Annotated in this window: 12 protein-coding genes and 1 pseudogene; 7 read left to right on the forward strand and 6 right to left on the reverse strand. The window is 38.5% G+C overall.

Translation table 11 applies throughout. The annotated features are described in order from the left end of the window. Positions 1 to 322: 322 nt before the first annotated feature. Positions 323 to 973 (forward strand): YidC/Oxa1 family membrane protein insertase, encoded by a 651-nt coding sequence (locus AAEZ22_RS16220; protein WP_192531483.1) that lies wholly within the window; start codon positions 323 to 325, stop codon positions 971 to 973. Positions 974 to 1,015: 42 nt separating this feature from the next. Here the strand turns inward: AAEZ22_RS16220 and AAEZ22_RS18790 are convergent. Continuing rightward, positions 1,016 to 1,291, reverse strand: a pseudogene (locus tag AAEZ22_RS18790) (IS110 family transposase); the annotation flags it as partial. A gap of 132 nt (positions 1,292 to 1,423) precedes the next feature. On the opposite strand from AAEZ22_RS18790, the gene AAEZ22_RS16225 reads away from it, so the two are divergent. Next, positions 1,424 to 1,858 carry a hypothetical protein gene (locus tag AAEZ22_RS16225; protein WP_352298043.1) on the forward strand — a complete coding sequence of 145 codons (435 nt, stop codon included), beginning with the start codon at positions 1,424 to 1,426 and terminating at the stop codon, positions 1,856 to 1,858. A gap of 248 nt (positions 1,859 to 2,106) precedes the next feature. Here AAEZ22_RS16225 and AAEZ22_RS16230 read toward each other — a convergent pair whose 3' ends face one another. After that, a complete protein-coding gene (locus tag AAEZ22_RS16230) occupies positions 2,107 to 3,297 on the reverse strand; it encodes a PQQ-dependent sugar dehydrogenase (protein ID WP_352298046.1) in 1,191 nt (396 codons plus the stop codon). Here AAEZ22_RS16230 and AAEZ22_RS16235 point away from each other — a divergent pair. Next, positions 3,282 to 3,722 (forward strand): hypothetical protein, encoded by a 441-nt coding sequence (locus AAEZ22_RS16235; protein ID WP_058373532.1) that lies wholly within the window; start codon positions 3,282 to 3,284, stop codon positions 3,720 to 3,722. The two genes, AAEZ22_RS16230 and AAEZ22_RS16235, sit on opposite strands and share 16 nt — an antisense overlap. 104 nt (positions 3,723 to 3,826) lie before the next feature. On the opposite strand, the gene AAEZ22_RS16240 is transcribed toward AAEZ22_RS16235, so the two are convergent. Then, positions 3,827 to 5,026, reverse strand: a complete 1,200-nt coding sequence (locus tag AAEZ22_RS16240; protein WP_179806998.1) for an Nramp family divalent metal transporter — start codon at positions 5,024 to 5,026, stop codon at positions 3,827 to 3,829. Between the two features lie 301 nt (positions 5,027 to 5,327). After that, positions 5,328 to 6,590, reverse strand: coding sequence for a valine--pyruvate transaminase (locus AAEZ22_RS16245; RefSeq protein ID WP_011328381.1), 1,263 nt, complete (start codon positions 6,588 to 6,590; stop codon positions 5,328 to 5,330). 529 nt (positions 6,591 to 7,119) lie between these two features. On the opposite strand from AAEZ22_RS16245, the gene AAEZ22_RS16250 reads away from it, so the two are divergent. From AAEZ22_RS16250 to AAEZ22_RS16265, 4 genes are all read left to right on the forward strand, one after another. Beyond that, positions 7,120 to 8,202, forward strand: coding sequence for an endonuclease/exonuclease/phosphatase family protein (locus AAEZ22_RS16250; RefSeq protein WP_352298060.1), 1,083 nt, complete (start codon positions 7,120 to 7,122; stop codon positions 8,200 to 8,202). Between the two features lie 240 nt (positions 8,203 to 8,442). After that, positions 8,443 to 8,862 (forward strand): MAPEG family protein, encoded by a 420-nt coding sequence (locus AAEZ22_RS16255; protein ID WP_011328379.1) that lies wholly within the window; start codon positions 8,443 to 8,445, stop codon positions 8,860 to 8,862. 366 nt (positions 8,863 to 9,228) lie between these two features. Further along, positions 9,229 to 10,665 (forward strand): sodium:proton antiporter NhaD, encoded by a 1,437-nt coding sequence (gene nhaD / locus AAEZ22_RS16260; protein ID WP_502935268.1) that lies wholly within the window; start codon positions 9,229 to 9,231, stop codon positions 10,663 to 10,665. A 352-nt stretch (positions 10,666 to 11,017) separates the two neighbouring features. Next, positions 11,018 to 12,394, forward strand: coding sequence for a trimethylamine monooxygenase (locus tag AAEZ22_RS16265; protein ID WP_011328377.1), 1,377 nt, complete (start codon positions 11,018 to 11,020; stop codon positions 12,392 to 12,394). A gap of 82 nt (positions 12,395 to 12,476) precedes the next feature. Here the strand turns inward: AAEZ22_RS16265 and AAEZ22_RS16270 are convergent, their stop codons facing one another. Both AAEZ22_RS16270 and AAEZ22_RS16275 read right to left on the reverse strand, forming a co-directional pair. Next, complete coding sequence (locus AAEZ22_RS16270; protein WP_350594961.1) at positions 12,477 to 14,324, reverse strand: ABC transporter ATP-binding protein; 1,848 nt, start codon at positions 14,322 to 14,324, stop codon at positions 12,477 to 12,479. Positions 14,325 to 14,496: 172 nt separating this feature from the next. Continuing rightward, positions 14,497 to 15,294, reverse strand: coding sequence for a spermidine synthase (locus AAEZ22_RS16275; RefSeq protein WP_352298049.1), 798 nt, complete (start codon positions 15,292 to 15,294; stop codon positions 14,497 to 14,499). Positions 15,295 to 15,482: the final 188 nt, after the last annotated feature.

Below are 15,482 nucleotides of genomic sequence, written 5' to 3' on the forward strand. Positions count from 1 at the left end.
GTGTGTTATTTAAACGGTGATCTTCCTACAGAGGACTTTCACCTCATAAGTCAATGCCCATGTCGGGCGTACACAAGAAAATCAACAAGGACAAAAAATAGTTGGCTTTTGCTCCTTCGTCGCCAATTTTAGCCAATTATTTTTTGCCTGTTATTAAGGCGTTATATGCTCTAAACGATCGGTCGCATAATCTCTATATATTTTATTTTTATGAAGTCATAATATAAAATATTGACATAATATGTCTCATCGGTTACTTTTGACATAATATGTCTCATCGGTTACTTTTGACATAATATGTCTAAAAAATAAGGAAGTTGAAATGGATATTTGGAATTTTTTTATAAGCTTTATCGTACAGTCTATACAGTTTTTTACCTACGAAATTGGTGTTGGTGAGGCTTTAGCAATCATTTTGTTTACTTTGATAGGTCGCTTGATTTTAATGCCAATTAACCTTTTAGCTATGGCAAATATGTATAGAAATAAAAAGGCAATATCAGCAATAAAACCAGAATTGGATAAAATAAAAGCTATAAATAAAGATAAACCTAGTGAAATAGCCAAATCTACAATGGCATTATATAAAAAGCACAATATTAAGATTCTAGATAAAAACAGTGCTATTAATATCGCCAGTCAGAGCATTTTTGGTTTTGGCATGTTCCAAGCGGTTCAACAAATAGTGTTTAATAGTAAGTTTGCTTGGATTGCAAATATTGCAAAACCAGATATTGCTCTTGCATTACTGGTCGGTGCTATTACATATTTATCTATGATCATGATGCCGGGCAGTGCAGAACAAACAAACACCTTATTATTTGTTATTCCAGCTATTATTTGTATTATTACCTTAATCAACTTCCCATCAGCTATCGGGCTGTATTGGGCAACATCTAGCGTTACAAGTTTACTTCAGTCATTAGTCCTTAATAAATATTTTCATAGACAAGAAATACATAACGCTAGTTAATCTACGGCATATAACAACACGCCCTGAGGTGGACAGCAAGCACTAAATCTCACTTTCCACCGTAAATTTTAACAGCGGTGATCTCTTACTTTTCAATGCGGTTAAGTAAGTTGATTCATCGTAGGGCGTATGTGTTTTCCAGCACCTAAATAGTGTTCTTATCCACTTAAATGCTAATGATATGATGATGGTATTATGGGGTTTTCCTTTGGTTTCTTGCTGCCGATAATGTGCTTTTGCCCAAAATGAATAACGCACAGATAATCCTGCCCATTCAACAAATGTTTGCCTTAAAAATTTAGTGCACGAGTATCGCCAGAGAATTAAAATAGCAAGTAAAATAGGACAGGCACAAAATTTTTATATACAAGAATAAATAACAGTTGGCAAAGCATTATATTTATAGTTGAACAATAGCCACCAATAATTGATTAAATAAGGGGTATTACAATGGATAAAATGTCAGTTAATATAACGTCTAAACCTTTAGAAACTTACCCGAAAAAACAAATTTTAAAGGTGGTGGCTGATGACGTTTCTGAAAAAGAGACAGTGCAAAAGGGAGTGGCTCAAGGCGTCCAAGTAGACATATCTGAAGAGGGGGCGGAAAAAAGTCTGGAAGATAAAAATCAAGCGGCGTTTCGCAAGTTATTAGGTAATGAAGATGTAGATCAAGCATCACAATCTGAAGGTGACCCCCTTGATGAACTAATTGCTGAAATACAAGAAAAGCTTGAAAAACTACTGCAAGAAACTGCATTGTTACGCAGTAAAAATGATGAAGAGTCGCAGGCAAAAGTGAAGGTGCTAGAAGGTGAAATTACCGGGCTTAATATTCAACTTATTGAATTATTAAAACAGAAATTAGAATCGGGTAAAAACTAGGTGTAAAGTTTCTGTAATTACCTTTAATACACTTTTCGGTTACTGCATAATGCGGTAAATCGGGTTGTTTTTATTAAACTCATCACTTTTGCCGGATGGCGTGGCTTCGCCACTTATCCGACTTACGTCAAAAGGTAGGTTGGTTAAGCCGAAGGCGCCACCCAACAGAGTGTTTAAACCTATTAAAGCGGCTTACTAAAAGGCGCTATCCCCCCCTAAAAGCGAAGTCTCTCTAACCCTCTTGTGAACTAATTTGATTTAACTAACATCAGCTTTGCATCTTTCCCATCGGTTAATATTGCTACATTACCTTCAGTGGTTACAAACACATCTCTTAATCGGCCTGTGGCCTCTGGGAATATATGAGACTGGGTAAATTCACCATTAGCTAAATTTACAGCGTAGAGCTTTTTATCAACCAAAGTCGTAATTAACACATGTTTTTGTAGTGAAGGGAAAGCGGCGTGCTTAGAGCCGTAATACGCCATGCCGGACGGGGCGATTGATGGCGTCCAATTAACACTTGGTTTTTGCATGCCTGGGTATTGCGTAAAAGGTGAAATACGCGCTTGCGAATAATCCCTACCGTAAGTAATTACTGGCCAGCCATAATTGGTGCTTGCGGTTAAGTAGTTTAGCTCGTCGCCGCCTGCGGGGCCGTGTTCGTGGCTAATAATTTGCTGTGTATCGTAATCATATACAAGGCCTTGAGGGTTACGGTGGCCAAGTGAGTAAACAGCATGGGCATTTGGGTTTGTATGGTTAATAAATGGGTTATCTGTTGGAATACTGCCGTTTAAGTTTATACGTAATATTTTACCAAGCTGGCTGGTAATAACCTGTGCTTGCTCTCTAAAGTCAAAGCCATCGCCCGTTGAAACTAATAACGTATTGTCGGGTAGGACAAGGGCGCGCCCAGCGTAATGCTGTGGTGTGTTTTTATTGGTAGCTACTTTATAAATAATTTGCGGCTTTGAAAAACGAGTACCATTAAAGGTGGCTTTGGCAACAACAAGCCTGTTTGCGTTGGCATCGCCTTGGGCGTAGGTAAAAATTACTTCTTTGGAGTTGCTATAATCTGGCGATAACACTATATCGAGTAAGCCACCTTGGCCTGCAAGGTATAAGCCCTCTAGGTTTAGTTTTACTCTTGATTGCGCATTATTTTTAATTATAACTACGTGGCCATCGCGCTCTGTAATTAACCATGTACCGTTTGCTAGTTCAACCATGCTCCACGGAGACTGTAATTGTGTAGCAAGGGTTTTTGTACTGTATTGCTTTTTTGGTAACGCAGCGCCTGCATTAACAGAAAACGCAAAAAGCGAAAGCAGAGTAAAAAAAGAGATACATTGTTTACGGGGTAAGCCTTTGCTAGCATGGCTTATATAAGAAAAAAACTTTATTTTAAGTTGAGATAACCATGTCATTTTTAACACGTATATTGCCCTCATTTTTAGTTTCTTGGTTATTTACATTCACACTTGCTAGCTTGTTTCATAGCCAATACGTTGTCAATCAATTAGTTAATGTAGGTGTTGTAGTGGGCTTTAGCGACCGTGTTAGTTTAACACTGGATGATTGGCTGGGCTTATTACCTACCTATGGTGCTATTATTGCCATTGCACTTGCCATCGCTTTTTTAGTTACGGTGCAGCTTAATAAAAAGGTTCAAAAATACCGTACTCAGCTATTTGTTATTGCTGGCATTGTGGCATTTGCTATGGTGTTAATTGCCATTGAATCGATTATGAATATACATATTATAGCGGGCGCAAGAGGTTGGGGGTTTTACACTCAATTACTTGCAGGTGCGGCCGGTGGCTATGTGTTTTCACGCTTAACAAAAACAAATATTATCTGATTTTAATTACTGCAGGATACAGGTAAGGTTTTTATAATAGTGAATAAGGTAAAAGCCACTGTTTTTAATAAACAGTGGCTTTTAATTAGATGTTTTTAGTTTAATTAAAAAATCAAACTAATCAGCTTGTAGCTGCTTAAGCCAAATATAAGCAGTAATATAGGCACAGTGATAAGGTTTAATAACACAGAATTGGTGTAATTGCCCATCACCGCTTTTTGATTTACCAACCAGAGTAAATAAACAGTAATAATAGGCAGTAATAAGCCATTAGCAGCTTGGGCAAAAATGATCACGGCAACCGGATCTAACCCCAAAGAGGCAACAGCTGCGCCAAACAATAAGATAACCAGTGCTACCGATTTGAAACGGCTACTTTGCATTTTGTTAGACCAACCAAGCATTCCGCAAACTGCATAGGCTCCCGCTAAAGGAGCAGTAATTGCACTAGTTAAACCTGCAGCAAATAAACCAATAGCAAAAAAGTAATGGGCAGCGCCACCTAATAATGGCTCAAGCTGTACTGCCATATTTGCTGCGCTAACTTTACCTGCGTCGGTACCATAAAAAGCCACCGAGGCGGTAGATAAAATAGCCAAAGTGATCACTCCACCTAAAGTGATTGATAAGCTGGTATCGATATTTGTTTGCTTAATTATTTTACGTTTATCGCTATTATTGTTGTACTTTGCTGCGAGCACTCCTGAATGCAAAAATAAATTATAAGGTACTATGGTGGTGCCAATCAGTGCAAGTACAGTGGTAACAGAGCCCTCAGGCATAGTAGGAATAAAACCCGCTAGTACTTGGCTTATAGGCGGAGCAGCCATAACTAAAGTAGAAATAAACACTAAGCTCATTAAAATCACTAATAAAATGAGCGCGTTTTCTACCACTTTATGTTTTCCGCTGTACAGTAACAATGCGCTAATAAAAGCAATGAGCGGCGTCCATATTTGCGCATTTATTGTCGGAAATATCTTTATTAAACCCATGCTAGCGCCACTAAGGTTACCCGCTTCATAGGCGGCGCTGCCCACTCCAATGGCGCTTATTACCAAAAAGCTAGCGAGAATTTTAAGCACTGGGGTATGAATATGCGCGCGCAGTGCTTGAGCAAGATCTTTGCCTGTTGCTACGCCAAGGCGAGCAGCCATAGATTGTAATAATATAGTGGCTATTACTGAAAAAAGTAATGTCCAGATAAGTGCAAAGCCAAAGTTTGCACCTGCTACGCTAGCAGTCGTTATGGTGCCTGGTCCTATAAAGGCTGCGGTGACTAGTAGTCCTGGTCCTAATCGCATAATTTACCTGTATGTTGGTGTTTAAAGTGTGCACCTGTATGGGCGCGCGTTTTATTACTGCCACTTAGTAAGCGTTTGCAGCCTGAACTACCTTTTATGCTACCCGCTAGTAAATAGCGTGTAAAAAAGGTCGCGTAGAATAACAGTTTATATATAAATTTAAAGAGTATAGCGCGCGTTTGCACAAAAAGAGTACAGTATTACAGAGGTAAATAAGGGATAAAGGCAACACTTGCTCAATAGCGTGCCGTTATAGTGGATGTTAAGTTATAGCCAAAGCGTAGATAGCATAAGCATTAATTTACGCCATTAAATACTTTATGGTTTGTAAACCTTTGCGTAGTGTTGCTTCATCGGTTGCATAGTTAATGCGAATACACTCGTGCTTGTGCGCCCAGCTATCGTCAATACCAATAAAAAAGTTGTGTCCAGGAATTACATACACATCTTGCTCTTTAAGCTTTTGGTATAGTGTTTCGCTTGTTATTTTTGCATCTTTAAACCACAGCCACATAAAAAATGCGCCTTCAACTTTATGCAAGTAAACACTCATATCGGCAAATATTTCATCAAACAGTTCAATCGCTATTTGTGCTTTATTACGATAAAAAGGCAACACAACATTACGACACAGCGGCAGTAGTTCGTCGTCGTTAATTAAACGGGTAACTAAGCTTGGGCCTATACTATTTGGCGATAAAACCATGCTGCCATTTACGCGGCCAATTGCTTTAATAATTTCATTGTTTGCAACCACAATACCGCTGCGTAAACCCGGTAAGCCAAGCTTTGAAAGCGACATACATAAAATTATGTTTGAGTTCCAGGTTAGGTTTGCGTCGGTGTAAATACAGCCCGGGAATGGATCGCCATATGCGTTATCTATAATGAGTGGAATGTTGTATTGCTTAGCGAGTAAATCAAGGTGTTTTACTTCATCATCGGTTATTACATTACCGGTTGGATTGGTAGGGCGCGATACGCACAGCGCGCTGATACTGCTGTCGTTTGCTAATATTTTTTCAACCGCTTTAAAATCAATAACGTATTTAAATTGTTTAGATGTGCTACCGGTATTTAAAATTTCGATATCGGGCTTTATGGCAACAAACATATCGTCCGATAAACCTTGGTCGGCATAACCTACGTATTCTGGCGCGAGGGGAAATAAAATCTTTTTATGGCTGCCATCAGGCATTTCGCCTGCAAACATATTAAACAGCACAAAAAAGTTAGCTTGGCTGCCATTACCAAGTGCTACGTTATTGGCGCTTATATCCCATGCATATTCTTTACTTAGTTGGCTTGCTAATGCAGCTCTAAACTCGTCGTTACCGGTTGGGCCGTCGTAAAGGCCAAATACTTGCGATACTTTATTACTGGCAACGAGCTTTTGTAACTCACTTAAAAAAACCTCATTTACTTGTGGTACTAATGCAGGGTTACCGCCACCCAGCATAACAATATTAGGATTGTTACTGCTTTTAGCACTGCCTAAGTCTTCCATTAACTGAGTAATGCCGTTGGGTTGTGTAAATTTAGTGCCAAAGTTTGAGTAGTTCATAATACATAGCGTTTGTAGGTAATGGAAAGGGCAGTATAGCCTAAATAAAGGGCTAAAATAGTAAGTTGAGAATTATTCAATGCGTAGTTTTAAAGGTTGTTACTGCAACCTCATTGCATATAAGCATAATAAAGCAGTAATAAAATAGGCACTGTGCTTTTTGGAGATATTTTAAAAGATGAGGGGGGGTTTGGTTTTAATAGCGCGTAGCGATACTCAAGGGTAAAAATAAAGCGTACGAATACGTAAGCAGCTAAATTTGTAATGCTATTGTTTGATGTATGAAATTGAATTGATTTGCCATGTATGATCTTATTTTTACAAGTTTACTGAAATAGCACAGGTTTTGAACACCCCCCTAAAGCCTTAAAAACGATAAGCAATAGGGTATACTGCTATTACATACTTTTACGTATTCATTTAAGCAAGCATTAGGGCTAATAACTCAGCGATGTTTGTTATTTTAAAATGTACAGTAGTGGAACCTCTTTTGATAAAAAACACTCAACTAAAAATAGCCACATTTAACTTGTTTAATTACCTTGAGCCACCCAATGCATACTATGAGTTTGAGAAAATTTATACCGCGCAACAGTGGGCTAAAAAGCAGCAGTGGGTTATTGATTATTTAACAGAGCACGCACCTGATGTGATTGGTTTTCAAGAAGTGTTTAGTATTGAGTCGTTACAAGAATTAGTACGTGGGCAAGGTTATGAGCACTTTGCAGTGGTAGATACGCCCGAGGTGATTGACGACTTTATTTATAAACGCCCCGTAGTGGCAATTGCTGCAAAATATCCTATTGTTGAAGTGGCTGCGGTGCAGCACGATAATGAACTTGTAGCTACCCTTGGGCTTAGTGCTGATTTTACATTTAGCCGCAAGGTATTAAGAGCCACAGTAACTTTGCCGCACATAGGTAATACCGATTGTTATGTGGTGCATTTTAAATCTAAACGCCCAATGATTGAGGTTGATGAGCACAATAAAGCACTTTCGCCCGAAAGGAACATAATTGAGATTTTAAAAGCGAATGTAGCGGGTGGCTGGGGATCAACTATTCAGCGCGGCAGCGAAGCCACATTATTAATGATACAAATGATTGCGCGCCGCGAAGCTACGCAGCAGCCTATGATCTTAATGGGCGACTTTAATAACAGCATAGCCGATGGTGTGTTAAGCCACATGCTTACTAATACACTGCGTTTTGCACCTGCTTTTGACGCTAAAACTTACCTTGCTAAATATTGTTTAAATGATGCATGGGACTTATTTACAAAGTCGCAATTGGCAAGTGCTGAGCCACAAGCACCAACAGACGACTTGCGTGTTGATGGTGATATAGCGAGTGTTGTAATTGAGCAAGGTGATACAAATAATGTGGCTAAACCAGCAACTCCACGCACGCCAACCCATTATTATGGCGCGAGCAGTTCAGTGCTTGACTATATTTTATTGTCTAGTGAATTTGATGCCAGCTACCATGATAGCTTTTTTGAAGTAAGTGACTATAACACTTACGATCGGCATTTAATTAACCCAGTATTTGAGCGAGACGATTTAAGTACCGACCATGGGGTGGTTATAGTTACTTTAACTTTGAGGTCGTAGGCTATAATTTTAATGATTAATATTGCTAAGAATATTTGTTTAGCAATATTACTTTTACGGTTTTTAATTTAAGTATTAAGTGCTTTTATGTAAAAACGTCGGAATAAATTACTGAGTTTAAACGATAGCTTTAATTATTTGTTTAACTATCAAATAATTAAACTCGGCCTAAAACTTGCCTGTTATTAATGTTAAACATCTAAAAATTGATAATCTTTAATAAAAACAAGGAAATTAACTATGACTAATATTGCACTTTCGGCGTATTTGGCGTTTTACCTGTATTTAATTATGTTGCTTGTACAGTGGGCGGTAGCAACTTTTAGCAAAGCAAAACAGCCTAATGCAGTGCCGGGTAAAATAAGTGACGACTTATCTCACGATAGTTTTATATTTAGAGCACACCGTACTTTTCACAATACCCTTGAAAATAGTGCGTTATTTATAGGAACAGTGTTGTTTGCTTTTGTAATAAATTATCAAAGCCCAATATTTGCACTATGTGTATGGATATACGTTATTGCGCGATTAATTCATATGGTGCTGTACTACGCAATTGCTACTAATAAAAATCCTAGCCCGCGTAGCTACTTCTTTTTAATTGGCGTACTTGCCAATGTTGTGATGCTAGTAATGGTAGGTTTAAGGTTAATTGCCTAATACAAATTAAATAACAAACAACAATTAATCAAGAGCGAAGTTGCTTATATAGCAACTTCGCTTTTTTTTGTTAACTACTTCGCAGCACCAAATAAAAACAATATAACCAATTGAATTTTAAATAATTAACCTGTAAATATTAAAGCTTGCATAACCACCATTCACACACCCTATTTACAATATAGCAACCATCTATGCATATATAGACCTCAGTACAATAGCCACTTGGTAATGCTGTGCTATTTTATTGTGGTGAAAAAATAATAACCAATAAATACTCACCAAAATGCGTATCAATAAAGCAGATAAATTGCTTTATTGTAATTAAAGCTAGCTGATTTATGTAATTAAAACAGGAAATGTAAAATGAAGAGTTTGTTACGGGGGTTCAACATAGTATGTATTGCTATGTTGTTTTTTTGCTCGCCAGTTTGGGCTGCGCAAGGGCAGTTAGATTTAACATCATCGAGTATTGGTTGGTTGTGTATTGGTATATTTTTTATTGCTTATACCGTGGTTATGCTCGAGGAAAAGCTACATTTAAGAAAGTCGAAACCAGTATTGGTTGCAGCAGGATTAATTTGGATATTAATAGGTGCCTATTACGTTAGCCATGATATTAATGAACTTACTGAAACTGCATTTAGGCATAATTTACTTGAGTTTGCCGAGCTTATGCTCTTTTTATTAGTCGCTATGACCTACATAAATGCGCTAGAAGAAAGAGGAGTATTTGATGCATTGCGCGCTTGGATGATCCGTAAAGGCTTTAACTATAAAAATTTATTTTGGATAACCGGTTTTTTAGCATTTTTTATCTCCCCGATTGCCGACAATCTTACCACCGCGTTATTAATGTGTGCAGTGGTAATGAAAGTTGCCGAAGGTGATAAGCCATTTATAAACATCAGCTGTATTAATATTGTTATTGCGGCTAATGCGGGCGGCGCATTTAGCCCCTTTGGCGACATAACCACGCTAATGGTGTGGCAAGCTGGATTGGTGCATTTTAACGAGTTTTTAGTGCTGTTTTTACCTGCTTTAGTTAATTACTTAGTGCCCGCAGCCATTATGAGCTTTTATGTCGCCGATAAGCACCCAACCGCACAATACGAAGCGGTTGAGCTAAAACGCGGCGCAGTGCGAATATTAGTGTTGTTTTTACTTACCATAGCCACTGCCGTTGCTTGCCATAGCTTTTTAAACCTGCCACCAGTATTAGGTATGATGATGGGGCTAGGCTATTTACAGTTTTTTGGTTATTTTTTAAGAATGACTTTACCAGGATCACTGGCTCGTAAAAGAGCCCATGCAGAGCAGTTGGGCGATCAAGAACGATTAGCTAAACTAGGCAGTGTTGTACCATTTGACGTATTTAGTAGAGTGCAACGGGCAGAGTGGGACACGTTATTATTTTTTTACGGTATTGTTATGTGCGTGGGTGGCTTAGGGTTTTTAGGTTATTTAAACTTTATGTCTGAGATGCTATACGGCAATTGGTCTACTACAACGGCAAATGTTTTTCTTGGGGTGATTTCTGCAGTGATCGATAATATACCTGTTATGTTTGCGGTGTTATCTATGGATCCTGAAATGTCGCATGGGCAATGGTTGCTGATCACTTTAACTGCGGGGGTAGGCGGTAGTTTACTTTCGATTGGCTCGGCTGCGGGAGTGGCATTAATGGGGCAAGCACGCGGCTACTATACTTTTTTTGGTCACCTAAAGTGGACGCCTGTGATTGCGTTAGGTTACGGGGCCAGCATAATACTGCACTTATGGCTTAACGCATCATTATTTTAAAGATACCAGCAAACGCCTATAAGCTATTTTTTATCACAGTAACAATACTATAAAGCTTTAATTTAAGTATTAAATGGTAGTAAAAGCGAAGGAGCATAAACAGCATCTTCGCTTTTTTTATTACTTAAATTTAAGCCGTTATAAACTAATGGCTGAGTGCTTACTGATTAAATTTTTTAAGCCAAATAAGTTACGGTGATAATAGACGGCTAGTTAATAAAATATTGATTTATTTTATGTTTTTTTAAAGGTAAATGTTATAAAAAAGGATTTATTTTTATTGTGGCAAATAATTTGCATGAAAAAATGTTATAGTAAGGCTCGTATTAGCTATTAGGAGTCGACTTTTATAATGAAAAAAATTGCTATTTTGGGCGCAGGTCCAAGCGGTTTGGCACAATTACGTGCATTTGAAGCAGCTCGTTTAGCCGGTATTGAGAATTTACCGGAAGTTGTTTGTTACGAAAAACAAAATGATATTGGTGGCATGTGGAACTATACATGGCGCACTGGGCTAGACAGAAATGGTGAGCCGGTACATGGCAGTATGTATCGTTATCTTTGGTCTAACGGACCAAAAGAATGCTTAGAATTTGCTGATTATTCTTTTGAAGAACATTTTGGTAGACCTATTCCTTCGTATCCCCCTCGTGAAGTGCTTAAAGACTACATAATGGGGCGTATTAACAAGCAAGATATTCGTAAATACATTCGCTTTGAGTGCCCGGTTCGTTGGGTTACATTTGACGACGAAACACAAATGTTTACTGTAACGGTTATGAACCATAAAACCGGCGAGCAGGAAGTGAATGAGTTTGATTATGTTATTGTTGCTACAGGTCATTTCTCTACACCAAACATGCCTTATTTTGAAGGGCTAGAAGAGTATTCTGGTCGAGTATTACATGCTCATGACTTTAGAGACGCACTAGAATTTAAAGATTCAGAAGTTTTACTTATAGGCAGTAGCTATTCTGCCGAAGATATAGGTACGCAGTGTTATAAGTATGGCGCTAAATCGGTAACTATAAGCTACCGTACTAAAGCACTTGGCTATAATTGGCCAGACGGCATTGCAGAAATGCCACTTGTGACCCACTTTGAAGGGGACGTTGCGCATTTTATAGATGGCACTAGTAAGCGCTTTGATGCTGTGATTATGTGTACTGGGTATTTATTTCATTTTCCATTTTTACCTGACGAACTACGTTTACAAACACATAACTGTTTGTATCCGGCAAACTTGTATAAGGGTGTTTTTTGGCAGCCAAACCCTAAGTTAGTTTATTTAGGCATGCAAGATCAGTACTTCACTTTTAATATGTTTGATGCGCAAGCATGGTATGTACGCGACGAAATTTTAGACAGAATAAAAATACCAGCATTAGCAGCACGACAAGAAGATGAAAAAAATTGGTTAGCTAAGTACGATGAAGTAACGAATGTTGAAGGCTCTATTGATTATCAAGCAGCGTATATTCGTGATTTAACTAATGCCACAGATTACCCTGAATTTGCAGTTGAAAAACAGGCAGATATTCTCAAAGAATGGCAAAAAGATAAACAACAAGACATTATGTGTTTTAGGGAAAAAGCGTATCGCTCTACTTTAACAAATACCTTGGCACCTGAGCTTCCTGTGCCGTGGTTAGATGTACTTGATGATTCATTAGAATACTTTTTAGAATTATCGGCTACTCACACCATAGAAAAAAGTAAAGCGAGCTAGCACGTAATAAAACAATATTAAACCATAACGCATTTTTCGTTATGGTTTAATATTTTAAGTTTGTTGTTAATACTTAAAAAAACTATTCAACGCCAATAAACCCACCTGTTTGATGTGCCCAAAGTGCAGCGTAAATCCCATTCTTAGCTATTAACTCATCATGTGTGCCTTGCTCAACAACACCGCCGTTATCAAGTACGATAAGCCTGTCCATTTGCGCTATGGTTGATAGCCTGTGAGCAATAGCAATTACTGTTTTATCTGTCATTAAATCATCAAGACTTGCTTGAATAGCGGCTTCTACTTCTGAATCAAGCGCGCTGGTGGCTTCGTCGAGTATGAGAATAGGGGCGTTTTTAAGCAGTACGCGCGCAATAGCAATACGTTGGCGCTGCCCACCCGATAAGGTAACGCCACGTTCGCCTACTTGCGCGTCAAAGCCTTTATTACCTTTGCTATCAACTAAGTCGGTTACAAACTCTAGCGCTTTAGCTTGCTTGGTGGCATCGATCATTTCGGCTTCAGTGGCATCTGGTCTGCCGTATAAAATGTTGTCTTTTACTGAGCGGTGCAGCAGGGAAGTGTCTTGAGTTACCATGGCAATGTAACGGCGTAAGCTTTCTTGGCTCACATCGGTAATGTTTTGGCCGTCAATTTTTATACTGCCAGAGTCGGTGTCGTAAAAGCGTAGTAGTAAATTAACTAGCGTTGATTTACCCGCGCCAGAGCGACCCACTAAGCCAATTTTTTCACCGGCTTTAATATTTAAGTTTAAACCGTTAATAACTGGGCCACGCAGCGTTTCACTCGCTGCTTTGCCGTAGTTAAAGTGCACATTGTTAAATTCAATTGCACCTTGGCTAACGTTAAGAGTGCTGGCATTGGGTTTATCGGCTACTGCAATTGGGTTAGAGAGGGTTTGCATGCCATCGGCTACGGTGCCAATATTTTCAAATAAGCTGCTTATTTCCCACATGATCCACTGCGCCATACCGTTTAATCTAAGGGCTAAACTTACCGCAACGGCAATTGCTCCTGCGCTAATGGCACTTAGCGACCACAAGTAAAGTGATACCGCAGTGACCGAAAACACTAATAAGTAATTTAAAGTTTGAATAACAAAGTTGAGGCTGGTAACTAAACGCATTTGCTTGTACACCGGCTGTAAAAAAACATCCATACTTTGTTTTGCGTATTCTTCTTCGCGTTGGGTGTACGAAAATAGTTTAATGGTAGCAATATTAGTGTAGCTGTCGACAATGCGGCCGGTCATTTCTGAGCGGGCATCGGCTTGTGAGGTAGCCACTTTTTTAAGACGCGGTACAAAGTAAAGTTGAATGCAAATATACAAAACAAGCCAAATAAGTAAGGGTAACATTAAGCGCCAATCGGCCTCGGCTACTAAAAACAACATAGAGCCAAAATAAACGATTATGTACATTAATACATCGAGTAGTTTTGTTACAGCTTCGCGCACAGCCAGAGAGGTTTGTAATACCTTGGTGGCGATGCGTCCGGCAAATTCATTTTGATAAAAACTAACACTTTGGCGCAATAAATATCTATGTGCTAACCAGCGAATCGACATAGGGTAATTGCCCAGTAATGCCTGGTGCAAAATTGCAGAATGAAAAAACACCACTACAGGCAGCACCACAAGGAGCATAAGGGCCATTTTTGTCAGCTCGGACTGCTGCTCTACAAAGAGTGTTTGTGGTGTATAAATTGCCAGCCAATCAACTAGTTGCCCCATATAGCTAAATAGCGATACTTCTAAAATAGCGAGCAAGGCGGCACTTAACGAGAGTAGTGCTAGCGACAGCCCCATGCCTTTGGTGTAATGAAGGCAAAACGCAAGCAGCGTATTAGGTGGCTGCGTTGGCTTATCTTGTGGGAACGGCTTAGTGATGCGCTCAAATAGTCGATACATTTTAATAGCTTAAATGGCAAGTAATTGCAGCTATCATAGCATTTTTGTGTTTTTAAATGCAGCTTAGTAGAGGCTTAATTACTCATACTCTAAGGTATAATTAATATTAGTAAGCATTAAAACAATACTAAGATTGCTATTATCAGCCGTTATTGAACAGCCCCATTAAGTTTTATTTTGCTTCTATATGGTAAATAGTATTTATATTGCTATGCAAGTTTGGCGCTATGCTTTGCATTACTGTTGAGGCTTGTATTGCCTCTACCGTTATATGCTTTAACGACAGGTTACTTAGTATAAGAACAATGTTTTTGTATTCATAAAACTCTATAAGTGCAATACAGTTAAAGTAATGGCGTAACAGTACTAAAGTAGTTTGTAATTCTTGCCCTGTTTTAGGATTTAGGTTAATGATTGCCTGGCCGCTTTTATTAATGCAGTGGTTAATGGCGTGCCAAAACGACTCGCTTTGAATAAACGTTTGGTGGTGCTCGCCACTAAATATATCTATGTAAATTAGGTCGTATTGTTGAGTGCATTGACTAATAAATTGCTGAGCACATTGCAAGTGCACAGTATAATCACTGGGTAATTTAAAAAATTGCTTAGCGATACTTATAACATCAGGGTTTATTTCTACACTTTCAAACGTATCAATTAAATTACGGCGGCTAGATTCAATGTGTTTAAGTGCGCGCTCTATTGCTGCAGTGCCTAAGCCCAAATTTAAAATACGTAGCTCACTAACCGGGGCTAATAAAAATAACAACATGCTTTGATATATTGGTACACATAATAGTTCAGGCCGGGCTTTGTTCATTACTCCTTGAAGGGTAGAGCCTAGCGGCGGATCGTTATTAAAAGTGAGCCATCTATAATCTTCATTTTGATAAACGCGTACCGGACCAAACTTACTGTCGGCATGATAGATTTGATTACTGAGCTTGGTATCGTTTTTTAATTGGCGCATAAAGTTTTTAATAAATAAAAACCCTAGTGTGGCATAAATAAAATAACTATATTACTAAATATTGTAGTTGCTAATTATTTGGCTTAATTAAACCTTTAACCTGTGCTTTAACTTGCTTTTTTGTGGTGCCTACCGCAAAAGTATTGCGCAATAAGCTTACTTGCGTAATGGTGATTATAATAAAAATA

It is taken from the genome of Pseudoalteromonas sp. 20-MNA-CIBAN-0454 (genome assembly GCF_040308685.1).
GTDB classification, from domain to species: Bacteria; Pseudomonadota; Gammaproteobacteria; order Enterobacterales; family Alteromonadaceae; genus Pseudoalteromonas; species Pseudoalteromonas nigrifaciens.